Source organism: Pseudomonas marginalis, assembly GCF_008692035.1.
GTDB lineage: Bacteria > Pseudomonadota > Gammaproteobacteria > Pseudomonadales > Pseudomonadaceae > Aquipseudomonas > Aquipseudomonas marginalis.
This window is the reverse complement of record NZ_VTFG01000002.1, coordinates 2,047,814-2,068,691: the sequence shown is the minus strand read 5'-3', so window position 1 is coordinate 2,068,691 and position 20,878 is coordinate 2,047,814. Positions and strand designations below refer to the sequence as shown.

Here is a 20,878-nt window from a genome sequence, read left to right as displayed (position 1 = left end):
TGTTAAAAAGCCGCCCCTAGTGGGCGGCTTTTTTGTGCGCGAAGGGTTAGTCGACGATAGGCAGAATCATTGCCCCTCCACCTTTGAGTTGCGGTGTGCCTGGAGCTGATCTTCGTTCAGCTCAGGTTTTCCAGTGTCTGGGTGTCCCAGCTGTGGGTCTTGATGGCCAGGTAGAGCATGCCGATGGTCAGCGGCACCTTGTCGCCATGCCCCTTGCCCCGACGCTTGAGGAACACGTCAAAGACCGGTGGGTTGAAGTAACGATAAGTGTCGTAGTCGCCGAGGTCGAGGGCGAACTCCTGCTCCAGCGCTTCCATGAGTTGCTTGGCTTCACTGCCGTCACAGCCCAGGTCGAAATTGAGTGAAGTTTGCAGGCGGATGGTCTTGTGTTTCGGCAGGCCGATTTCTTCGTGCAGCAGTTGCAGGAGTTGCTGCATCACGGGGTCTTCGGGGAAGTTGGGGGCGAGGTTCATGGTGGGGGCACGCAGGAGTGGATGAAGGGGCTGGTTGCGTTGGAGGCGGTATTTGTTTCGAGTGATGAAGAGCGCCAAGCCTATCAAGAATACAAAGACAGGTAGGAGGGGCATTCTGAGGATCACCGCTACATAGGGTAGTAGGACCGTCAAAATAAGGCCTGTTGTAAGAAATGTGACTGCGAAGTGCTTTCTGAGCATTGGGTCTGTGATTTGGTAGTGCAGCACCAAATAGATAATGAGAAAGGAAGCGGATTGAAGATAAAGGGCCATGTCACTAAGACTCGTCCGAGTAGACATGCATTGAGAGTGTTGACCGCGCCACCGTTTTTGCTTCAAGCAGGCATAGATTGGCCAAAGCATGCCGATTGTCAGGCACAACAGTGAAGCGATTCACTGTGAAGATGACGCCATAGTGGCCGATGTGTTGAGCCCTTTCGATGTTCACAGGTTTCTGCCGAGAAAGTTGAGACCGCGCTATTTTCATTCAGCTACGGGTAACTTCTGTAGAGGGGCAAGCGGGTGTTTGGAGCAGTTTGGGAAGGGGATGTCGCGGTGTTTGGAGGTTTCCTACAACGGTTTCCGGCATTTGTGGCTTGGCAGTGCTTGTAGGAGCGAGATTGCTCGCGAAAAACTCAAGGACGCCGTGTTTTTTCTGGTCCATCGCCTCGCCGTTGATCAAGATCATTTCCACGCAGAGCGTGAGGAACGATCACTGCCCTGCAGGCCTGCTGACACACCGCTCAAAAATCGCCACCAACCCCCGATAATCACACGCCACCGCATCGATATTCGCCGGTATCCATGCCGCGTGTTTCACCAGCCACCAGTTCACTGAAAACCCCGCGTTGACGATGATCTGTTCGAACAAAATCCGCTGCGCCCGGCCATTGCCCTCGCGGAAGGGGTGGATGACGTTGAGGTCGCCATAGGCTTCGGCAATCCTGCTTATCAACTCGGTTTGGCTGGCACCGACAAACCAGTTTGCTTCTTCCATCTGCCGGATGATCTTCGCGGCTTCCGGGGGGATGCGCTCCGGGGTGCAGAACAGGGTGTCGCCTTTCTGGATGTTCACGCTGCGCAACTCACCGGCCCACTCGTAGATGTCACCAAACAGCGTGCGGTGGATGTGTTGCAGGCGGTCGAGGTCGTAGGGCGGGGGGAAGAGCGGGAGGCTGCCTACGGCGATTTCGGATAATTCCCGCTCGGCCTGGTGCAGACGGGCTTCGTCGAGCAAATCGAGGCGGTTGCGCAGGACGCTGCTACCGGGATAGCAGTACGGATCCTGGCCCACCCCGTATTTGTCGAGCATCAGCGTGGGGTGTTGCGGTACTTGGCAAGGACGGCTTCGCGGGTCGGCAGGGGTTTGTCGACGTCGGTCGGCTGGGTGTCGAACCCTTCCAGGCGCAGGCTGGCCAGGTAATTGGAACGGCGGATCTTGTGGTAATGATCCTGTTTTTGCTCAAACGTCAGTTCGCTCATCGCAGCGTACTCCTGGGTAGCAAGGTTTGATTGTAGCGCAATGCTTCAATGGGCAGGCGGGATAAAAACCACGTCACATTTTGTATAAAAAGTCCGCCGACACCCGGAATTCAGCGTATGTTTCACCGCAAAATCTTGCAGGGCGATTTCCGCCCGCGACTTAAAGGGAGTTAGGCATGGGTTTGCTTCGTGTTGCTTCGGCGATGTCATTGTGTGCGGTGGCTTTTTCGGTCCAGGCCGGGCAGTTGCCGATCGAAGTGCTCAGTGCGGTGGTCAAGGACCAGAAAATCGCCGATGCCGAAGTGCTGCTGCAACGTAACGGCGCACAGAACGTGGTGGGCCGCACCAACGCCCAGGGCCAAGTGACGCTGACCAGTGAGGCCGCCGATGATGGGAGCAACCTGCTGATCATCAAGAAGCCTGGCTACTCCAACCTGGTGGTGAAGTGCCCCTGCGCGGGCATGACCTACGCCATCAGCCCGGTGATGGAAAACCTCGATGGCCTGCGTGTGGTGCTGACGTGGGGCAAGACGCCGAGTGACCTCGACTCCCACATGATTTTCCCCGGCAATAACATCTACTTCGAGAACCAGAAGGGTACCGATGCCGAGTTGGATGTGGATGACACCGACAGCTACGGCCCGGAAACCATCACCCTGCAGAAAAAACACTACGGCGAAAGCTACGTTTATGCCGTGCATGACTACAGCAATGGCGGCAACCCAGGCTCGCGCCAGTTATCCGACAGCGAAGCCAAGGTGTTCGTGTACATGGGCCAATCGCTGGTGCGTACCTACTACGTGCCCAAGAACCGCAGCGGCAACCTGTGGACGGTGTTCCGCATGACCGGCAGCGGCGACTTCCAGGACATCAACACTTTCAGTGGCGTGACCGTGAATGCGGCGAATGTGCTGAACGAAGTCAAACCGCTGCTGGATGACAGCGTGGCGGTCACCGCCGTCACCGTCAGTTCTTCCGTACAAACAGATGCGAAGCGTCTGAACCTGCAGGGTGAAGCGGCCTACCAGGCCGGCAAGCTGGACCAGGCCATCGACCTGTTCCGCCAGGCTATCGAGCTGGACAATGGCTTCGGCAAGGCCTACGGCAACCTCGGCCTGGCGTATCAGAAAGCCGGCAACACTGCCGAGTCGATCTGGGCCAATCGCAAGGCTATCGCCCTCGCCACTGGTGCCAATGCTGCCACCGTGCGTGCAGGTGCCTATTACAACATTGCGCGGATCTACGAAGCGGCGGGGCAGTTCCCGGATGCATTGCGTCACTACCAGTTGGCCAAGGAGCAGAAGGCCAACCCGGTGTATGACACGGCGATTGAGCGGGTGCAGAACCGCTGATTCAGCTGTAGCGCAGGTCTGAAAATGTGGGAGGGGGTTTGCTCCCGATAGCAGTGGGTCAGTCAGTTATTGGTAACTGATCCATTGCCATCGGGGGCAAGCCCCCTCCCACATTTGGATCTGTGTCTTTCCTGCAACCTCCTCAGTTTATTCCCGATTCGGCCCTAGGCCGTCCCCCACCCTGTGTATCATCCTGTCTCTTTTTTCCATGCGACCTTTCTCGATTCGCTGAACGTGCTGGGCTACGTTTTTAAGCCACCTTCAGCGGTCAATGGAGTGACAGCCTATGCACGACACCCTCCAGCAGGTCTTTGGTTATCCACAGTTTCGTCCGGGCCAGGAAGAAACGGTCAGCGCCGTACTGGCAGGTCGTTCGGCTGCGGCCATTTTTCCTACGGGATCGGGCAAGTCCCTGTGTTACCAACTGTCGGCGGTGTTGCTGCCACACCTGACGCTGGTGGTGTCGCCGTTGTTGGCGTTGATGCAGGACCAGTTGGGCTTCCTGCAACGCCACGGTATTTCGGCGGGCAGTATCGATTCGGCGCAAAGCCGCGAGGACGCCAATGACGTGATGGCACGCGCGCGGTCGGGCGAGCTGAAAATCCTGATGATTTCCGTGGAGCGCTTGAAGAACGAGCGTTTTCGCCACTTCCTGCAAAGTGTGCAGATCTCGCTGCTGGTGGTGGATGAGGCGCACTGTATTTCCGAGTGGGGCCACAACTTCCGCCCGGATTATTTGAAGCTGCCGGACTACCAGCGCCAGTTCAAGATCCCACAAGCGCTGCTGCTGACGGCTACGGCCACGCCCAAGGTGATTGCCGACATGCAGGCCAAGTTCGCCATTGCGCCGGACGACGTGGTCACCACGGGCTTCTACCGGCCCAACCTCAACCTGTTGGTGGAGCCGGTCGCCGGTGCGGACAAGCGTCGTCGCCTGGTGCAGTGGATGAGCGAGCGGGCCAGCCAGCCCAGCATCGTCTACGTCACCTTGCAGAAAACCGCCGAGCAGATTGCCGAGCATCTGAACCGCAACGGTATCCAGGCCGAGGCGTATCACGCCGGCTTGCCCCACGACAGGCGTGAGGGCATCCAGCAGCGCTTCATGGGCGGGCGCTCCAATTGCATCGTCGCTACCATCGCGTTTGGCATGGGCATCGACAAGAGCGATATCCGCAATGTGGTGCATTTTGACCTGCCCAAATCCATCGAGAACTACAGCCAGGAAATCGGCCGTGCGGGGCGTGATGGGCAGCCCTCGGACTGCCTGGTGCTGGCCAACCGCGACAGCCTCAATGTGCTGGAAAACTTCGTGTATGGCGATACGCCGGAGCAGGACGGTATTCGGCGGGTGCTGGAAGAGTTGCAGGCCGCGCGCAGTGAAGGGCAGTGGGAGTTCCTGCTGAGGTCGCTGTCGGACCACAGCAACATCCGCGAACTGCCACTGAAGACACTGTTGGTGCAATTGGAGCTCAAGGGCGTGATCGCGCCGCGCTATGCGTTTTATGCCGAATACCGCTTCAAGTACCTGGTCGAGCCCGAGGCTCTGCTTACGCGTTTTTCCGGCGAGCGCCAGCAGTTTGTCGCGGCGATCATCCAGGTGTGCAAGCGTGCGAAAACCTGGGCGACCGTGGATTTCGATGCGCTTTACCAGCAACACAATGCCGAACGCAGTCGGGTGGTGAAGGCCTTGGATTACTTCCAGGAACAAGGCCTGATCGAGTTGGAAAGCAAGCAGATGACGGAGGTCTACAGCCTGCTGGATACCGAGTTTGATCCACAGGTGTTGAGCGCCGAGTTATACACAGGCTTCAAGCAGCACGAGGTGACGGAAGTGGCGCGGATTCACGCCATGCTCGATCTGTTCGCCACCGAACATTGCCTGGGGCAGCGCCTGGCGCGTTACTTTGGTGATGAAAATGCACCGCAGCGCTGCGGGCACTGCTCCGTGTGCCACGGTCACGTCGCGCATTTGCCGGCGCCGCCGAGCCTGCCGCCACTTGTGGATAAAAACTTCATGGGGCTGTGCGGTGATTTTATCCACAGGCATCATGAGCACACCGGACAGTTGCCGGGCGCTGAGCGGCTGACACGGTTCCTGGGGGGTATCAGCGTGCCGTTGTTTACCAAGTTGAAGGCGCGGGGCATTCCCGGTTTCGCAGCGCTGGAAGACTACCCCTACGCCGACGTGCGTGAGTGGGCCCAGGCCCACTTGAGTGACCTGTAACCCTACTTTCATGAGACCTGCCCATGCCTGACTCGATGCCGCAACGCGCCGATTACCGTCACTTCCAGCCGATCATCACGCGTTGGCACGACAACGATGTGTACGGCCATGTGAACAATGTCACCTACTACAGCTTCTTCGACACGGCGGTGAATACCTACCTGATCGAACAGGGTGGGTTGGATATTGATGACGGTGAGGTGGTGGGGTTTGTGGTGAGTTCGGCGTGCGATTACTTCGCGTCGATTGCCTTTCCCGACCGCCTGGACATCGGCCTGCGGGTGGGCAAGCTGGGCAACAGCTCCGTGCAGTACGAGTTGGCGGTATTCAAGGCAGGCGAAGAGGAGGCCTGTGCGGCGGGGCGCTTTGTGCATGTGTTCGTGGATCGGGGGACGAACCAGCCGGTGACGATTCCGGGGATGTTGCGCGAGGCGTTGCAGCGGTTGGTTGTCTGACTTCGGCGTTGCAGGCACCACGGAACCCAATGTGGGAGGGGCAAGCCCCCTCCCACATTGATTTTGCAGTGTTCTTTAGCGCTTAGCGGTGACGGTAGTGATGCTTGTTCTTGCGATGCCCGTAGGCATGGCCGCGGCCGCGATGGTCGTCGCGGTCATAACGGCGGCTATCACGACTACGACGATCATCGTCATCGCTCTTGTTGCCCATGTAGTTGCCCAGCGCACCGCCCGCGCCACCGCCGGCCGCTGAACCGATCAGTGCCCCGGTGCTGCCGCCGACACTGCGGCCCACCACGTTGCCGCCGGCTGCGCCCAGTGCGCCGCCAATGGCTGCTTCGCCGCGGCTGCGCTTGTCGGCGCCGACCGCACTACCGCCTGCGCCGCCCAGGGCCGCGCCGATGGTCGAACCGGTGTTGCCGCCCAACTGCTGGCCGACAACCGAGCCTAGAACCCCGCCCAATGCGCCGCCCACACCGGCTTCGGTGGTGCCACCGGCCATGGCTGCGCCACTGACCAGGCCAAGGGACAACAAGAGAATCGAGGAGAACTTCATAGAGAGACCTCAAGAGGATGACGGCGCGATCCTGAGGCTGTATTGACATGGTTACAATAGAAATCCGACCAGTAACACGAGTTGTACACAATTCTCTAAGTTACTGTTTTAGCTCGGGAACTTAAGTAGTTTTTGCGAGTCTTTAGCTACTTCGGAACGGCCGCTTTTATGCAAAAGCGGCCTTTTTTGTGCCCGAAATGATCAGTCAGGCCGAACGCGCCATGATCAGCCCATTGTCACTGGCAGCTTCCAAACGTATCGCCACGAACTTCGACGTCGGTGTATGGCTGCCATCCCCGGTGCTTTCCAGCGGCACCAACGGGTTCACTTCCGGGTAGTAAGCCGCAGCCTGCCCCGCCGGAATATCAAACGCCAGCAAGGTGAAGCCCTTCACACGACGCTCGCGGCCGTCTTCCCACAACGACACGATGTCGGCTTTCTGCCCCGGCTTGAAGCCCAGGCGGATGATGTCGGCTTCGTTGACGAACAGCACGTCACGCTGGCCTTTGACCCCGCGATAGCGGTCGTCCAGGCCATAAATGGTGGTGTTGTACTGATCGTGGGAGCGCATCGATTGCATGATCAGGTCCGGCACGTGGCCCGTGGCGTGGGTGCGCTCGTGGATCAGGTCCTTGGGCAGAATGTTCGGGCGGAAGTTGGCACGGCCCGAAGGCGTGTTCCAGCGCCGAGCACCGGCAGAGTTGCCCAGGTAGAAACCACCGGGGTGTTTCAGGCGTTCGTTGAAGTCCTTGAAGCCTGGGATGGTGTCGGCGATCAGGTCGCGGATGCGGCTGTAATCGGCCACCAACCAGTTCCAGTCCACCGGTTTGCTGCCCAGGGTTGCGGCGGCGATGCCGGCGAGGATGGCCGGTTCCGATTTCATCAACTTCGACAGCGGCTGCAGTTGGCCGTTGGAGTCATGGACCATGCTGAACGAGTCTTCCACCGTCACCGCTTGCGGACCTTCGGCCTGGATGTCGATGTCGGTGCGGCCCAGGCACGGCAGGATCAGCGCGTCTTTGCCGTGCATCAGGTGGCTGCGGTTGAGCTTGGTGCTGATCTGCACGGTCAGGTCGCAATTGCGCAGTGCTTCGAAGGTGCGCGGGCTGTCCGGGGTGGCTTGGGCGAAGTTGCCCCCCAGGCCGATAAACACCTTGGAGCGACCTTCAAGCATGGCGTGGATTGCTTCCACCACGTTGTGCCCGTTGGTGCGCGGCACCTGGAACTGGAAGCGCCGCTCCAGGGCGTCGAGGAACGCCACCGGTGGGCGTTCGTTGATGCCCATGGTGCGGTCGCCCTGCACGTTGCTGTGGCCACGCACCGGGCACAGGCCGGCGCCGGGGCGGCCGATGTTGCCGCGCAGCAGCATCAGGTTGGCGATTTCCTGGATGGTCGGCACCGAGTGGCGGTGCTGGGTGATACCCATCGCCCAGCACATGATCACGTTCTTGCCCTTGGCGTACATGCGCGCCGCTTGCTCGATCTCGACCAGGGTCAGGCCGGACTGTTCGACGATTTCATCCCAGGAGGTGTCGTCGATCTGGCCCAGGTAATCCAGCACGTTGGCCGTGTGTTCATTGAGAAAGTCGTGATCGAACACGGCTTCCTTGCCTTCGGCCTGAGCCTGGCGCTCCCACAGCAGCAGGAACTTGGCCATGCCGCGCAGGATGGCCATGTCGCCACCCAGGGCCGGGCGGAAGTACGCGGTGTTGGTCGGCTTGTCGCCGTTGGTGAGCATTTCCAGCGGATGCTGCGGATGCTGGAAGCGCTCCAGGCCGCGCTCCTTGAGGGGGTTGATGCACACCACCTGGGCACCGCGTTTGACCGCTTCACGCAGCGGTTCGAGCATGCGCGGGTGGTTGGTGCCGGGGTTCTGGCCCCAGACGAATATCGCATCGGCATGTTCGAAGTCATCAAAAGTCACGGTGCCTTTGCCGACCCCCACGCTCTGGGCCAGGGCCACGCCGCTGGCCTCGTGGCACATGTTCGAGCAATCCGGGAAGTTGTTGGTGCCGTAGGCGCGCACAAACAGCTGGTACAGGTACGCCGCTTCGTTACTGGCACGGCCCGAGGTGTAGAACTCGGCCATGTCCGGGCTGGGCAGGGCGTTGAGGTGCTTGCCGACCAGGTCGAAGGCCGCTTCCCAACTGATGGGGGTGTAGCGGTCGGTTTCGGCGTCGTAGCGCATCGGCTCGGTCAGGCGGCCCTGGTACTCGAGCCAATAGTCGCTTTGCTCCAGCAGCGCGGTGACGCTGTGCTTGGCGAAAAACGCTGCGTCAACGCGGCGCTTGGTGGCTTCCCAGTTGACCGCCTTGGCGCCGTTCTCGCAGAACTTGACCATGCCGCTTTCCGGCGAGTCGCCCCAGGCGCAGCCCGGGCAGTCGAAGCCGCCGTTCTGGTTGGTCTTGAGCATCATGCGCAGGTTTTTCAGCGCGTTGTCGCTGGTCAGCCACGCCTGTGCCACGCTGATCAGCGCGCCCCAGCCGCCAGCCGGGCCCTTGTAAGGCTTGTAGCGCGGGGTTGGGGTTTGGTCGGCTTGATGATGATTGCTCACGGCTGGTTCTCCATCGCAGGGCTGTAGACCCGCGGCGCACTTTTCTGCGGCAGGTGGATGAGATTGAGGTGATGCCGGCGGGCCCATTGCAGGGCCAGGCCGGTGGGCGACGACAGGCTGACCAGGGTCTGGATGCCCGCGCGCAGGACTTTCTGGATCAATTCGAGGCTGCAACGGCTGGTGACAATCGCCAGCCCTCCGTCGGTGGGGACCCGTTGGCGGATCAGCGCACCGATCAACTTGTCGAGGGCGTTGTGCCGGCCGATGTCTTCACGGCCCATCAGCAATTCGCCCTGGTTATCCATGAACACGGCCGCATGCACAGCGCCGCTGTACTGGCCCAAAGGCTGGAACGCACTGATGCGCTGGCGCAGGCCGTCGAGCCATTCGGCAGGCGGCAAGGGCGCGCCGGGCAGCACTTGAAGGTCCGGCAGGGCCTGTTCCACCGCTTCCACTCCGCACAGGCCGCAGCCGCTGGTGCCTGCCAGCTGGCGGCGCTGCTGCTTGAGGTTCCAGAACGCACGGCTGGAGATCTGCACCTGAGCGTATTGGGCCGAACCCGAACCGCTGAGTTTGAGATCATAAATATCGCTGACGTCGGCGATAATGCCGCTGCCGATGCTGAACCCGACAATAAAGTCTTCCAGGTCCGTGGGCGTGACCAGCATGACGGCCTGGCTGATGTCGTTATAGGCAATCGCCAACGCCACTTCTTCGGCCAAGGCGGTGCTGGCGACTTCAGTGTGCTCGAGGTTGCAAAACTGGTAGCTCTGGCTGGCGACGGGCGCGGACGTTTCCGGAGCAGGCGCCGCGCAGACTGGGCGCTTGGCGTTCATGGGGCAGTACCACCGGCGGATTGATCAGTGTTTAGACTAGGCGCGACAAAGCGTCGCGTCTAATTGCCAGTACTGATCTACCGATAGATGACGTCGATCAAGACTCTGTTTGCGATTTCTGAAACAGCGCGAAACACGCCTCTGCCAATGCCGAACGCGGCGCGCTGCGCCGCATGATCAGGCCCAGGCGCGCCAGGGTGTGGGCGTCTTCGATGGGTTGCAGGCGCAAATGTTCGGTGAGGGCGTCCAGGCCGCCGTCCAACGGCATGACGGCGCAGCAGAGTCCGCCATGCACCGCTTGTAACAACTGATGGACGGCGTCGGTTTGTAACAGCGGCTGCGGGTGCAGGCCCCGGCTGTGGAAGTTGTGGTCGATGGACTGACGGAAGTGCATGCCACTGGTGAGCATGCCCAGGGGCAGTTCGATCAATGCCTCCCAGCTCAGCGGCTTGTCGCCAAAACTGAAATAGCGCTGGTCGTAGAGCAGGCCCATGCGGGTTTCGCCGAGGGCCAGGGAGTCGAAGCGCTCGTTGTCCAGGCGGTCGAGGTAGGACACGCCCAGGTCCAGGCGATTGCTCGCCAACTGTTCGAGGATCTGCTCGGAACTGAGGGCCGACAGCTCAAAGCGCAGGCTCGGATGCTCCTTGTGCAGTTGTTGCATCAACGCCAGCGGATCAAAGCTCGACAACGGCACCACACCCAGGCGCAACGTACCCACCAGGTTGCCACGGCAGGCGGCGGCTTCGGCCTGCAAACCGTCATAGGCCGCCAGCACCGTGCGTGCCCAGGCCAGCACGCGCTCGCCGGGGGCGGTGAACCCTTCGAAGCGCTGGCCGCGATTGACCAGCGGCAAGTCCAGCTCTTCTTCAAGGTTGCGCAGGCGCATCGAAAGGGTTGGCTGGGTGATGTGGCAACGCGCCGCGGCCTGGCCGAAGTGACGGGTCTCGTCGAGGGCGATGAGGAATTTCAGCTGCTTGATGTCCATCTTCGCTCCAGGGCTTATTCCAATGGCGGGGGGATTCTAGCGCGTTTGCGTCTTTGGTCGGGCTGGAACCCAAGTCTGCCGGACTGGTCTAGTCTTGGGCATCTGGAAATCAACTACCAAGGAGAGCGCACTATGAGCATTTTCAGCTTTATCAAAGAAGCCGGCGAAAAGATTGTCGACCTGTTGACGCCGGGTAATGCCAACGCGAGTGAGCAGTTGAAGGAACACGTAGCGAAGGTGGGTCTGGGGAATCCGAATGTGCAGACCACGGTGGATGGCGACAAAGTGACCGTGACCGGTGAAGTCGCCACCCAGGAAGAGAAAGAGAAGATTCTGCTGGCGCTGGGTAACATTCAAGGCGTGGCCAGTGTGGATGACCAGATCACCGTAACCGGCCCGGCAGTTGCCGCCGCCCGTTTCGTCGTGGTGAAAAAGGGTGACACCCTCAGCGCGATCTCCCTGACGGTGTACGGTAACGCCAACCTGTACAACAAGATCTTCGAGGCCAACAAGCCGCTGTTGTCCCATCCGGACAAGATTTACCCAGGGCAGACACTGCGTATTCCTGAGTAATACACGGGCGAAAAGGTGGGAGGGGGCTTGCTCCCTCCCACAGGGTTCAGAGCCCGACAATGAGATCGCGGTAGTCACCGACTGCTGCAAATTCAGCCGTGTCCTTTGGCCCCTTTTTGCTGTCCGGTTCTTTCACCGCCAGCAAATGCCCCACGCCAAATGCCTGGGCACTGCGCAGGATCGGCAGGGTGTCATCGATAAACAGGCTGCGAGCCGGATCGAACTGGATGTCAGCCTGCAAGGCATCCCAGAACTGCGGGTTTTCCTTGGCGAAGCCGTAGTCGTGGGAGCTGATCAGTCGCTCGAAATACGGCGCCAGTTCAATGCGCTCCAATTTCAACGACAGCGAATCACGATGGGCGTTGGTGATCAGGATCACGCGCTTGCCTGCCCGTTTGATCGCCGCCAGGAAGGTGTCGGCATCCGGGCGCAGGGCGATCAGGTGGGCGGTTTCCAGCTTGAGTTCGCGCACCGGGATGTTCAGCTCCGCACTCCAGAAATCCAGGCAATACCATTGCAACTGTCCGGCGTTACGCTCGAACAGAGGCTGCAACTCCATCTCGGCCATGGCCCGGCTCACCCCGTGCAGTTCGGCGTAACGCTGGGGCAGGTGTTCCATCCAGAAATGGTTGTCGTAATGCAGGTCGAGCAGGGTGCCGTCCATGTCCAGCAGGACGGTGTCGATGGCGTGCCAGGGCAAAGAGGGCATGGTGCGGTCTCATGTAAGTAAAGATATCCGACACAGACAATCGGAAAAGCCACGGTATAGTAACCCGATCACGCCAAGGAGCCGCTTATGCGCCAGAAACCCACCGTCCTCGCCCGCGAAATAGTCGCCAGTAGCCGTTTGTTCCGCGTGGAGGAAGTGCAATTGCGCTTTTCCAATGGCGTTGAACGGACCTACGAGCGCCTGGTGGGCCGCGGTGCCGGCTACGGCGCAGTGATGATCGTGGCGATGATCGACGAAGATCATGCGTTGCTGGTTGAAGAGTACTGCGGCGGTACCGATGAGTATGAGCTGTCGTTGCCCAAGGGCCTGATCGAACCCGGCGAAGACGTGCTGGCGGCGGCAGACCGGGAACTCAAGGAAGAAGCCGGCTACGGCGCACGGCAGTTGGAACACATTACCGAGCTGTCGTTATCCCCTGGCTACATGAGCCAGAAAATCCAGGTGGTGCTCGCCACCGAACTCTATGAAGAACGCCTGGAAGGTGATGAGCCCGAGCCGATGCGTGTGGACAGGGTCAACCTGCGCGAGCTGTCGCAGCTTGCGCAAAACGAGCAATTCAGCGAAGGCCGCGCCCTGGCGGCGTTGTACCTGGTACGAGATTTGTTGATTCAGCGTGGAGCGTTTACCCCATGAGCGAACTGTTTTTAGGCCACCCGTTTATCGCCCCTGTGATCGAACTGGCCCGCCAGGCGGGTGAAGTGATCCTGCCGTACTGGCGCGCCGATGTGGCGGTGACCTCCAAGGCCGATGATTCGCCGGTCACGGCGGCCGACCTGGCCGCCCACCATCTGATTCTTGCGGGCCTTACCGCATTGGACCCGAGCATCCCGGTGCTGTCCGAAGAAGACGCTGACATCGACCAGAGCGTACGTGCCGGCTGGCAGCGCTGGTGGCTGGTGGACCCGCTGGATGGCACCAAGGAATTTATCGCCGGCAGCGAAGAATTCACCGTCAATATTGCCCTGATCGAACAGGGGCGCGTGGTGTTCGGCGTGGTGTCCATGCCCACCAGTGGCCGTTGCTACTTCGGTGGTGCCGGCCTGGGGGCGTGGCGTTCCGACGTGAACGAAGCGCCCAGGCAGATCCAGGTGCGCGAGGCGCCGGCAGTGGGTGAGGCGTTCACCGTGGTCGCCAGCCGCCGGCATACCAGCCCCGAGCAAGAGCGCCTGCTGGACGGTTTGAGCGAAGGGTTGGGGGAGTTGAAGCTGGCGAATATCGGCAGCTCGTTGAAATTCTGCCTGTTGGCCGAGGGCAGTGCCGATTGCTACCCGCGGCTGGCGCCGACTTCGCAGTGGGATACGGCGGCGGCCCAGGGTGTATTGGAAGGGGCGGGCGGCGAGGTGCTGGAGTTGAGTGGCGAGCCGTTCAGCTATCCGGCGCGGGCGTCGTTGCTGAATCCGTTTTTCCTGGCGTTGCCGGCGAAGGCGGCGTGGCGTGAGCGGTTGCTGACCTTGGCCCGCTCTTAATACCTCAGCCGATCTGAATGTGGGAGGGAGCAAGCCCCCTCCCACATTTTTTTTGTGTATTGGCTTCTAGCGGTGCAAGACGTATTGGCCGGTAAACGTAACGGCCCGCTCTTCACTGCCCTCATTCACGATCCAGGTGTCCAACGCCAGCCGCGCCCGGCCATAGCGCCTGTAGGTCGCCAAAAAACGCTTCCACACCTTCTCCTCCGGTGCCGCGCAAATGGCGGTCGCGTCGTGCGTCACCGGCAGCGGATAACTGATCTGCCCTTCCTGAATCACGATATGCCCGTCTTCAATCCCTTCCTCGCGCAGTTGCAGGTGCATCCAGCCCCAACCCGCCAGCACCGCGCCGCAGTAGAGGCTGCCGCCGAACATGGTGCTCTTGTGGTTGATATTGGCGTGCAGGGGCAGATGCAGTCGCAGTTGCCCGTCTTGCCAGTCGAGTACCTTGAGGCCCATTTCGCGGGTCAGGGGGATGTCGTGGTGGAGGATGGATTCCAGGTAACGGCTGTCGCGGCTCATGGCGGCCTCTTGGTGGGTGGGCAGGATCATTCGTCGTCAGTGCTTGGGTTGGCGAAGTTCAGGCCGTGCTTGCGCAGTTTGTCGTGCAGGGTCTTGCGCGGTACGCCGAGGGCTTCTGCGAGGCTGCGCATGGAGCTGTGGGGGCGGGTCAGTTCGGCGGCGATCAGGCTTTTTTCGAACTGCTCGACCTGTTCGCTCAAGCCGCCCGGCGTGGAAGTCAGCACGCTGCTGGCGGGGTTGTCCGGGGTGCTGTCCAGCGCCAACTCCAGGCCCAAGGCGAAGCGCTCGGCGGCGTTCTGCAATTCGCGCACATTGCCCGGCCAGCTATGACGCAACAGCAGGGCACGCTGGCCCGGTTGCAGCTCATGCAACGGCAGGCCATGGCGGCTGCTGGCTTCGTCGGCGAAGTGCTGGAACAGCATCAACGCATCTTCACCGCGCTCGCGCAGTGGCGGAATACGCAACGGCGCGACGTTGAGGCGATAGTACAAGTCGGCGCGGAAGCGGCCCTGGTCGGCGGCCAGGCGCAGGTCTTCCTTGGTGGCGGCGATGATGCGGATATCCAGCGGGATCAGCTGATTGCCGCCGAGGCGCTCCACCACACGCTCCTGTAACAGACGCAGCAGCTTGACCTGCACGTCCAGGCTCATGCTTTCGATTTCATCGAGGAACAAGGTGCCGCCGTTGGCGAATTCGAATTTGCCGATGCGCCGCTTCTGCGCGCCGGTAAAGGCGCCGGGCTCATGGCCGAACAGTTCGCTCTCCACCACCGACTCGGCCAACGCCCCGGCGTTGATCGCCACAAACGGCCCGCTGCGCCGGCTCGACAGGTCGTGCAGCGCGCGGGCCACCACTTCCTTGCCGGCGCCGGTTTCGCCGAGGATCAGCACATCCGCGCGAGTTGCGGCCAGGGCGCCGATCTGCTCGCGCAGGCGCAGCATCTGTGGCGAGTGCCCCACCAGGCGGGTGCTCAGTTGTTGGCGGTCGCTCAGGGCCAGGCGCAGGCTGCGGTTGTCGAGCACCAGCCGGCGCAGGGCCAGGGCGCGGCGCACGCTGTCGAGCAGGGCGTCGCTGGCGAAGGGTTTCTCGAGGAAGTCATAGGCTCCCGCGCGCATGGCCTGCACCGCCAGCGGCACGTCGCCGTGGCCGGTGATCAGCAGCACCGGCAGGTCCGGATCCTGGCCGTGCAGCTCGGCCAGCAGCTCCAGGCCGTCCATGCCGGGCATGCGGATGTCGCTGACCACCACGCCCGGCCAATCCCGCGACAGGCGCACGGTGAGGCCGGTGGCTTCGCCCAGGGGCAGGACGTTCAGCCCGGCCAGGTCCAGGGTCTGGCACAGGGCCTGACGCAAGTGCGGATCATCGTCGATCAACACCACCTGAATCTGGTTATCGATACTCATACACTGCGGTCCTCGGACGGTTGCAGACTGACGCCCGGCGAGCCGGCACGCAATTTCAGGGTTAACAGCGCGCCACCTTCCTTGTGGTTGGCAAACAGCAGTTCGCCGCCAAAGGCACGCATCAGGGTGTCACAGATCGCCAGGCCCAGGCCCAAGCCCTGGGTGCGGGTCTTGGTGGTGTAGAACGGTTCGCTGGCGCGGCCCAGGGCTTCCATGCAAAAGCCCGGGCCGTTGTCGCGAATGTACAGGTTGACGCCCTGGGCGGTGGTTTCGGCACTCAGCCACAGTTTGCGCGGCGGGCCTTTTTCGGTAAGGGCGTCGAGGGCGTTGGCCAGCAGGTTTCCCAGCACCTGGCGCAGGCGGGTTTCGCCGGCCTGCACCCATAGGGTCGCTTCCGGCAAATCGCGGATCAGTTCCACTTCCATCGAGCGCCGCCGCTTGGCCAGGAGCGCCAGGGCATCGTCGAGGGCGGGTTGCAGGGCCACGCTCTCCGGCGCGTGCCGGTCGCGCCGGGCGAAGGCGCGCAGGTGGGCGATGATCGAGGCCATGCGTCCGGTCAGTTCGCTGATCAGCTTGAGATTGCCCCGGGCATCGCTGGTGCGCTCGTGGTCGAGCAGGATCTCGGCGTTTTCCGCATAGCTGCGAATCGCCGCCAGGGGTTGGTTGAGTTCGTGGCTGATACTCGCCGACATGGTGCCCAGCGCTGACAGCTTGCCCGCCTGCACCAGGTCATCCTGGGCGCGCACCAGTTCCTGCTGGGCGTGTTCGCGCTCCAGCACCTCCTGTTTGAGACGCCGGTTGAGGCCTTCCAGATCGCTGGTACGTTCGACCACGCGCATCTCCAGCTCGCGGCGGGCCTTGGCTTCGAAGGCGATGCGTTCCAGGTAGTGGCGGCGGCGTTGCATCAACAGGCCCAGCAGCAGCATCAACACCAGCAACGTGGCGCCGCCCACGGCGACCACCGTGCGCACCGGGCGGCTGATCAAGGATTGCGGTGCCAGGATTTCCACATTCCAGCCGGTCTCGGCAATGGCGGTGGATTGGCGCAGCCATGCGCTGCTGCTCAGGCTCAAGGGTTGCGGGTCGCGCGTGGGGTAGGGCTGGATGGCGATGATGGCCTGGCGTTCCTCGGCGGTCAGCGGCCGGGTGGCACGGAAGCGCCATTGCGGGCGCGACGTGAGGATCACCACGCCGTTGTGGTCGGTGACCAGCAGTTGTTCCGGGGTATTGCCCCACAGGCTTTCGGTGTGGTCCAGGTCGACCTTGACCACCAGTACGCCGATGATCGTGTCGCCATCGCGCACGGCGGCGGCGAAGAAATAGCCGCGCTTGGCCGATGTGGTGCCCAGCCCGAAAAACCGTCCCAGGCGCCCGGCCATGGCTTCGCTGAAATAGGGCCGGAACGAGAAGTTGCGCCCGACGAAACTGTCCTGCTTGTCCCAATTGGACGCGGCGAGGGTCTTGCCGGTGGTGTCCATCAGATACATCACTTCCACCCCGGCCTGGGCGGCGACGTCCTTGAGCAGCATGTTGGCGTTGACCAGGTTGGTACTGACCTGCGGCGCGGCCAGCGCCGTGCGCAAGGCCGGCAAGTCGCCGAGGATCTGCGGCAGCACTTCATAGCGATGCAGGGTGCCCAGCAGGTTGGCGACGTACAGATCGAGGGTCTGGCGGTTTTGCCCGGCCAGTTCGCTGCGATAGTAACGCTCGGCCAAGTGCTCCAGCGGCCACAGCAACGGTGCCAGGCACAGGGCCAATAGGGCGAGGCTGCGCCAGCGGGGTCTTCGCGGAAGGGGTGGAGTCATGGGAGTCGTGCGCCTGTGGGTACAGGCGCATTATGCCTAGTGCTGCCCGGCAAGACACTCGCGCAATGCGTCTTGCCACAAGGGCTGACTGACGCGCCATTGCAGGCGCAGGTGGCTGCAATCGAGGCGTGAGTTCAGCGGGCGCCGGGCGGGCGTCGGGTAGGCGCTGGACGGGATCGCCTCCAGTTCGGCACACGCGCGGCCACTGGCGCGCAGGTGCTCGCCGATCGCCTGGGCAAAGCCGAACCACGAGGTTTCACCCTCGGCGGTCAGGTGGTAGATGCCCCATTCCCCGGCCTTGCCCGCCTGCCAGCGTTCGATCAGGGCGCGCGTACTGGCGGCAATGGTCACGGCCCACGTCGGCGCGCCGATCTGGTCGGCGACGATGCGCAGGTGGGGTTTTTCTTGCAGCAGGCGTTGCATGGTCAGCAGGAAGTTCTTGCCGTGGTTGGAGTAGACCCAGCTGGTGCGCAGGATCAGGTACTGGCCTCCCACTGCGGCAATCGCCTGTTCACCCGCCAGTTTGCTCTGGCCGTAGACGCCCAAGGGGTTGGGCGTGTCTGCTTCGGTGTAGGGCCCAGGCTTGCTGCCGTCGAACACGTAGTCGGTGGAGTAGTGGATCAACGGGCTGCCCAGGGCCTTGGCTTCCTCGGCGAGAATTCCGGGGGCGGTGGCGTTGATGGCGAAGGCGAGGTCCGGTTCGCTTTCGGCCTGATCCACAGCCGTGTGGGCGGCGGCGCTGATGATCAGGTCGGGGCGGTGGGCGCGCACCTGCTGGCGGATGTGCTTGGCGTCGGCCAGATCGAGGTGCTCGCGGCCGAGGACAATCAGTTCGCCCAGGCCCTGGAGCTGCTGTTGCAGTGCCTGGGAGACTTGGCCATGTTGGCCGGTGATCAGGATTTTCATGGGAACAGATCGGCGTCTTTCAGACTTTTGCCGCTCTGGTCCTTGGAAGACAAGGTTGGAGGCCCCGTCAATTGCCAGTCGATATTGAGGTCCGGATCGTCCCAGCGGATGCAGCGCTCTGCAGAGGGTGTGTAGTAATCAGTCGTCTTGTAGAGGAATTCGGCGTAGTCGCTGAGCACCACAAAACCATGGGCGAACCCCGGAGGAATCCACAGTTGGCGACTGTTGTCGGTCGATAGCCGAACGCTGGCCCATTTGCCAAATGCAGGTGAGCTCTGACGTATATCCACTGCGACGTCTAACACCTCACCGGCAGTCACTCGCACCAATTTGCCCTGAGCGTGTTCCACTTGGTAATGCAGGCCGCGCAACACGCCTCTTTGTGAGCGCGAGTGGTTGTCCTGAACAAACTCTTGCTGCAGCCCGGTTGCTTGCGCAAAGTCCCGGGCATTGAAACTCTCATAGAAAAAACCGCGTTCATCGCCAAAAACCTTCGGCTCGATGATCAATACCCCGGGCAACTCAGTGGCGGATACATTCATATGGATTATCCCCTGCGAGGGTGAACAAGTATTGACCGTAGCCGGTCTTGCCAAAATATTTGGCCCGCTCCAGCAAGTATTCACGGTCAATCCAGCGGTTCTGGTAAGCAATTTCTTCCAGGCAGGCTACTTTCAGGCCCTGGCGATGCTCGATGGTCTGCACGTAGAGCGAAGCTTCCAACAGGCTGTCGTGGGTGCCTGTATCGAGCCAAGCGAATCCGCGCCCGAAACGTTCCACATGCAGGTCGCCGCGCTTGAGATAGGCGTTGTTGACGTCGGTAATCTCAAGCTCGCCACGATGTGAAGGTTTCACGGCTTTGGCGATCTCGATCACGTCGTTGTCGTAGAAATAAAGGCCGGTTACGGCATAGGGGGACTTTGGCTTCAGTGGTTTCTCTTCAATCGACAGGGCGCGACCATCCTTGTCGAAGTCGATCACGCCAAATCGTTCTGGGTCTTTTACCCAATAACCAAATACCGTCGCGCCGGAAGGACGCCTGGCTGCAGTCCGCAACTGTTCGCCGAAATATTGGCCGTGGAAAATGTTGTCACCCAGGATCAGGCATACCGGGTCATTACCGATAAATTCTTCGCCAATGATAAATGCCTGGGCCAAGCCATCCGGCGACGGCTGCTCGGCATAGGTGAAGCGCACGCCGAACTGGCTGCCATCGCCCAGCAAGTTACGATACTGCGGCAAGTCCACTGGCGTGGAAATCACGAGGATGTCTTTGATTCCTGCCAGCATCAGCACCGAGATCGGGTAATAGATCATCGGCTTGTCATACACTGGCAGCAGCTGCTTGGACACGCCCAGGGTAATGGGGTGCAAGCGAGTGCCTGAGCCTCCTGCCAATACGATTCCCTTCATCATGCAATCAGATCCTTCATGTCGGTGTTGCCCAATCGTTCACCCTGATAACTGCCGTCCTGTACCCTGCGGCACCATTCCAGGTTGTCGAGGTACCACTGTACGGTCTTGCGCAGGCCGGTCTCGAACGTTTCTTCCGGGACCCAGCCCAGTTCGCGTTCGATCTTGCTGGCGTCGATTGCATAGCGCTGATCGTGGCCTGGTCGATCTTTGACGAACGTGATCAGGTCGGTAAATTTTTCCAAACCGGCCGGACGTTGCGGTGCCAATTCTTCCAGCAGGCCGCAGATGCCTCGTACCACGTCGATGTTTTTTTGCTCATTGTGGCCGCCGATATTGTAGGTCTCGCCGACCACACCTTCAGTTACCACTTTCAGAAGTGCGCGGGCATGGTCCTCGACGAACAGCCAGTCGCGCACCTGCAAACCATTACCATAGACCGGTAATGGCTTGCCCGCGAGCGCGTTGAGGATGACCAGCGGGATCAACTTCTCGGGGAAGTGGAAAGGGCCGTAGTTGTTCGAACAATTGGTCAGCAATACCGGCAGGCCGTAGGTGCGTTGCCAGGCACGCACCAGGTGGTCGGACGCCGCCTTGCTCGCGGAGTAAGGTGAACTGGGCGCGTAAGGCGTGGTTTCGGTGAAAAGATCGTCAACGCCGTGCAGGTCGCCGTACACCTCATCGGTGGAGATGTGATGGAAACGGAAAGCGCTCTTGGAGGGCTCCGCCAGCGTGTGCCAGTACGCGCGGGTGGCCTCCAGCAGGCTGTAGGTGCCGACGATATTGGTCTGGATAAAATCCGACGGCCCGTCAATCGAACGATCGACATGGGATTCTGCGGCCAAGTGCATGATTGCCTGTGGCTCGAAGCGCGTCAGCACGGCGCTGACGCTGGCCTGGTCAATGATATCGGCCTGTACGAACTCATAGCGGCTGTTAGACGCAATGCTGGTCAGTGATTCCAGATTGCCTGCATACGTAAGTTTGTCCAGATTGAGCACTTCGTGTTCGGTGTTTTGAATCAGATGGCGGATCAGGGCGGAGCCGATAAATCCAGCGCCGCCGGTGATGAGAATGCGCATGTCGGAGGGCCTTTTCCTTAGACGGACATTAAGCGAATGAAGCATAGCTTGAGTTGTGCGG

General features: G+C 61.1%; 21 protein-coding genes. 6 read left to right on the top strand and 15 right to left on the bottom strand.

The genetic code is table 11. From position 1 onward, the window contains the following. Positions 1-116: 116 nt before the first annotated feature. The 3 genes from FX984_RS29710 to FX984_RS29700 all read right to left on the bottom strand — a co-directional run bounded on the left by FX984_RS29710 (position 117) and on the right by FX984_RS29700 (position 1,955). On the bottom strand, positions 117-473 hold the full coding sequence (locus FX984_RS29710; RefSeq protein ID WP_027605145.1) for a DUF1493 family protein: 357 nt from the start codon (positions 471-473) through the stop codon (positions 117-119). Positions 474-1,185: 712 nt separating this feature from the next. Next, positions 1,186-1,785, bottom strand: a complete 600-nt coding sequence (locus tag FX984_RS29705) for a putative adenosine monophosphate-protein transferase Fic (protein ID WP_092358671.1) — start codon at positions 1,783-1,785, stop codon at positions 1,186-1,188. Then, complete coding sequence (locus FX984_RS29700) at positions 1,785-1,955, bottom strand: YhfG family protein (RefSeq protein WP_124402736.1); 171 nt, start codon at positions 1,953-1,955, stop codon at positions 1,785-1,787. The genes FX984_RS29705 and FX984_RS29700 overlap by 1 nt, the downstream gene beginning before the upstream one ends. A 176-nt stretch (positions 1,956-2,131) precedes the next feature. Here FX984_RS29700 and FX984_RS29695 point away from each other — a divergent pair, with 176 nt between their 5' ends. From FX984_RS29695 to FX984_RS29685, 3 genes are all read left to right on the top strand, one after another. After that, positions 2,132-3,307, top strand: coding sequence for a tetratricopeptide repeat protein (locus FX984_RS29695; protein WP_027605143.1), 1,176 nt, complete (start codon positions 2,132-2,134; stop codon positions 3,305-3,307). A 286-nt stretch (positions 3,308-3,593) separates the two neighbouring features. Continuing rightward, positions 3,594-5,531 (top strand): RecQ family ATP-dependent DNA helicase, encoded by a 1,938-nt coding sequence (locus FX984_RS29690; protein ID WP_027605142.1) that lies wholly within the window; start codon positions 3,594-3,596, stop codon positions 5,529-5,531. 23 nt (positions 5,532-5,554) lie between these two features. Next, positions 5,555-5,986: an acyl-CoA thioesterase gene (locus tag FX984_RS29685; protein WP_146476792.1), complete on the top strand. Its 432-nt coding sequence runs from the start codon at positions 5,555-5,557 to the stop codon at positions 5,984-5,986. A gap of 82 nt (positions 5,987-6,068) precedes the next feature. On the opposite strand, the gene FX984_RS29680 is transcribed toward FX984_RS29685, so the two are convergent. From FX984_RS29680 to FX984_RS29665, 4 genes are all read right to left on the bottom strand, one after another. Next, positions 6,069-6,542, bottom strand: coding sequence for a glycine zipper domain-containing protein (locus FX984_RS29680; protein WP_027605140.1), 474 nt, complete (start codon positions 6,540-6,542; stop codon positions 6,069-6,071). 205 nt (positions 6,543-6,747) lie between these two features. Further along, positions 6,748-9,096, bottom strand: coding sequence for an FdhF/YdeP family oxidoreductase (locus FX984_RS29675; protein ID WP_027605139.1), 2,349 nt, complete (start codon positions 9,094-9,096; stop codon positions 6,748-6,750). Continuing rightward, the gene (fdhD, locus tag FX984_RS29670; protein WP_108573696.1) at positions 9,093-9,932 is read right to left on the bottom strand and encodes a formate dehydrogenase accessory sulfurtransferase FdhD; all 840 of its coding nucleotides are present in this window, start codon (positions 9,930-9,932) and stop codon (positions 9,093-9,095) included. The genes FX984_RS29675 and fdhD overlap by 4 nt, the downstream gene beginning before the upstream one ends. Before the next feature lie 97 nt (positions 9,933-10,029). Beyond that, the gene (locus FX984_RS29665) at positions 10,030-10,917 is read right to left on the bottom strand and encodes a LysR family transcriptional regulator (RefSeq protein WP_027605137.1); all 888 of its coding nucleotides are present in this window, start codon (positions 10,915-10,917) and stop codon (positions 10,030-10,032) included. Positions 10,918-11,049: 132 nt separating this feature from the next. Here FX984_RS29665 and lysM point away from each other — a divergent pair, with 132 nt between their 5' ends. Then, positions 11,050-11,490: a peptidoglycan-binding protein LysM gene (gene lysM, locus FX984_RS29660; protein ID WP_027605136.1), complete on the top strand. Its 441-nt coding sequence runs from the start codon at positions 11,050-11,052 to the stop codon at positions 11,488-11,490. A 46-nt stretch (positions 11,491-11,536) separates the two neighbouring features. Here lysM and yrfG read toward each other — a convergent pair whose 3' ends face one another. Beyond that, positions 11,537-12,199: a GMP/IMP nucleotidase gene (yrfG, locus tag FX984_RS29655; protein ID WP_108573695.1), complete on the bottom strand. Its 663-nt coding sequence runs from the start codon at positions 12,197-12,199 to the stop codon at positions 11,537-11,539. An 87-nt stretch (positions 12,200-12,286) separates the two neighbouring features. On the opposite strand from yrfG, the gene nudE reads away from it, so the two are divergent. Beyond that, positions 12,287-12,853, top strand: a complete 567-nt coding sequence (nudE, locus tag FX984_RS29650) for an ADP compounds hydrolase NudE (protein WP_027605134.1) — start codon at positions 12,287-12,289, stop codon at positions 12,851-12,853. Next, complete coding sequence (gene cysQ / locus FX984_RS29645; RefSeq protein WP_090401079.1) at positions 12,850-13,686, top strand: 3'(2'),5'-bisphosphate nucleotidase CysQ; 837 nt, start codon at positions 12,850-12,852, stop codon at positions 13,684-13,686. Before nudE ends, cysQ begins: the two co-directional genes overlap by 4 nt. 66 nt (positions 13,687-13,752) lie before the next feature. On the opposite strand, the gene FX984_RS29640 is transcribed toward cysQ, so the two are convergent. The 7 genes from FX984_RS29640 to rfbB are packed head-to-tail and all read right to left on the bottom strand — an operon-like array spanning position 13,753 to position 20,817. Continuing rightward, the gene (locus FX984_RS29640; protein ID WP_027605132.1) at positions 13,753-14,208 is read right to left on the bottom strand and encodes a YiiD C-terminal domain-containing protein; all 456 of its coding nucleotides are present in this window, start codon (positions 14,206-14,208) and stop codon (positions 13,753-13,755) included. A gap of 26 nt (positions 14,209-14,234) precedes the next feature. Beyond that, positions 14,235-15,611 (bottom strand): sigma-54-dependent transcriptional regulator, encoded by a 1,377-nt coding sequence (locus tag FX984_RS29635; RefSeq protein ID WP_146476793.1) that lies wholly within the window; start codon positions 15,609-15,611, stop codon positions 14,235-14,237. Next, positions 15,608-17,416 carry a sensor histidine kinase gene (locus FX984_RS29630; protein ID WP_108573692.1) on the bottom strand — a complete coding sequence of 603 codons (1,809 nt, stop codon included), beginning with the start codon at positions 17,414-17,416 and terminating at the stop codon, positions 15,608-15,610. The genes FX984_RS29635 and FX984_RS29630 overlap by 4 nt, the downstream gene beginning before the upstream one ends. Before the next feature lie 36 nt (positions 17,417-17,452). After that, the gene (gene rfbD / locus FX984_RS29625) at positions 17,453-18,322 is read right to left on the bottom strand and encodes a dTDP-4-dehydrorhamnose reductase (protein WP_146476794.1); all 870 of its coding nucleotides are present in this window, start codon (positions 18,320-18,322) and stop codon (positions 17,453-17,455) included. After that, the gene (rfbC, locus tag FX984_RS29620; RefSeq protein ID WP_098480596.1) at positions 18,319-18,864 is read right to left on the bottom strand and encodes a dTDP-4-dehydrorhamnose 3,5-epimerase; all 546 of its coding nucleotides are present in this window, start codon (positions 18,862-18,864) and stop codon (positions 18,319-18,321) included. Before rfbC ends, rfbD begins: the two co-directional genes overlap by 4 nt. Beyond that, positions 18,845-19,738 carry a glucose-1-phosphate thymidylyltransferase RfbA gene (rfbA, locus tag FX984_RS29615; RefSeq protein ID WP_065925793.1) on the bottom strand — a complete coding sequence of 298 codons (894 nt, stop codon included), beginning with the start codon at positions 19,736-19,738 and terminating at the stop codon, positions 18,845-18,847. Before rfbA ends, rfbC begins: the two co-directional genes overlap by 20 nt. Continuing rightward, complete coding sequence (gene rfbB, locus FX984_RS29610; RefSeq protein WP_098480594.1) at positions 19,735-20,817, bottom strand: dTDP-glucose 4,6-dehydratase; 1,083 nt, start codon at positions 20,815-20,817, stop codon at positions 19,735-19,737. Before rfbB ends, rfbA begins: the two co-directional genes overlap by 4 nt. Between the last annotated feature and the right edge of the window lie 61 nt (positions 20,818-20,878).

Bases quoted from the DNA above. Each gene is read 5' to 3' on its own strand.
- cysQ (WP_090401079.1), top strand. From the start codon at position 12,850: ATGAGCGAACTGTTTTTAGGCCACCCGTTTATCGCCCCTGTGATCGAA.
- FX984_RS29710 (WP_027605145.1), bottom strand. From the start codon at position 473: ATGAACCTCGCCCCCAACTTCCCCGAAGACCCCGTGATGCAGCAACTC.
- FX984_RS29665 (WP_027605137.1), bottom strand. From the start codon at position 10,917: ATGGACATCAAGCAGCTGAAATTCCTCATCGCCCTCGACGAGACCCGT.
- FX984_RS29695 (WP_027605143.1), top strand. From the start codon at position 2,132: ATGGGTTTGCTTCGTGTTGCTTCGGCGATGTCATTGTGTGCGGTGGCT.
- FX984_RS29690 (WP_027605142.1), top strand. From the start codon at position 3,594: ATGCACGACACCCTCCAGCAGGTCTTTGGTTATCCACAGTTTCGTCCG.
- FX984_RS29685 (WP_146476792.1), top strand. From the start codon at position 5,555: ATGCCTGACTCGATGCCGCAACGCGCCGATTACCGTCACTTCCAGCCG.
- FX984_RS29680 (WP_027605140.1), bottom strand. From the start codon at position 6,542: ATGAAGTTCTCCTCGATTCTCTTGTTGTCCCTTGGCCTGGTCAGTGGC.
- nudE (WP_027605134.1), top strand. From the start codon at position 12,287: ATGCGCCAGAAACCCACCGTCCTCGCCCGCGAAATAGTCGCCAGTAGC.
- lysM (WP_027605136.1), top strand. From the start codon at position 11,050: ATGAGCATTTTCAGCTTTATCAAAGAAGCCGGCGAAAAGATTGTCGAC.
- rfbA (WP_065925793.1), bottom strand. From the start codon at position 19,738: ATGATGAAGGGAATCGTATTGGCAGGAGGCTCAGGCACTCGCTTGCAC.
- fdhD (WP_108573696.1), bottom strand. From the start codon at position 9,932: ATGAACGCCAAGCGCCCAGTCTGCGCGGCGCCTGCTCCGGAAACGTCC.
- rfbC (WP_098480596.1), bottom strand. From the start codon at position 18,864: ATGAATGTATCCGCCACTGAGTTGCCCGGGGTATTGATCATCGAGCCG.
- FX984_RS29705 (WP_092358671.1), bottom strand. From the start codon at position 1,785: ATGCTCGACAAATACGGGGTGGGCCAGGATCCGTACTGCTATCCCGGT.
- rfbB (WP_098480594.1), bottom strand. From the start codon at position 20,817: ATGCGCATTCTCATCACCGGCGGCGCTGGATTTATCGGCTCCGCCCTG.
- FX984_RS29700 (WP_124402736.1), bottom strand. From the start codon at position 1,955: ATGAGCGAACTGACGTTTGAGCAAAAACAGGATCATTACCACAAGATC.
- FX984_RS29635 (WP_146476793.1), bottom strand. From the start codon at position 15,611: ATGAGTATCGATAACCAGATTCAGGTGGTGTTGATCGACGATGATCCG.
- FX984_RS29640 (WP_027605132.1), bottom strand. From the start codon at position 14,208: ATGAGCCGCGACAGCCGTTACCTGGAATCCATCCTCCACCACGACATC.
- rfbD (WP_146476794.1), bottom strand. From the start codon at position 18,322: ATGAAAATCCTGATCACCGGCCAACATGGCCAAGTCTCCCAGGCACTG.
- FX984_RS29630 (WP_108573692.1), bottom strand. From the start codon at position 17,416: ATGACTCCACCCCTTCCGCGAAGACCCCGCTGGCGCAGCCTCGCCCTA.
- yrfG (WP_108573695.1), bottom strand. From the start codon at position 12,199: ATGCCCTCTTTGCCCTGGCACGCCATCGACACCGTCCTGCTGGACATG.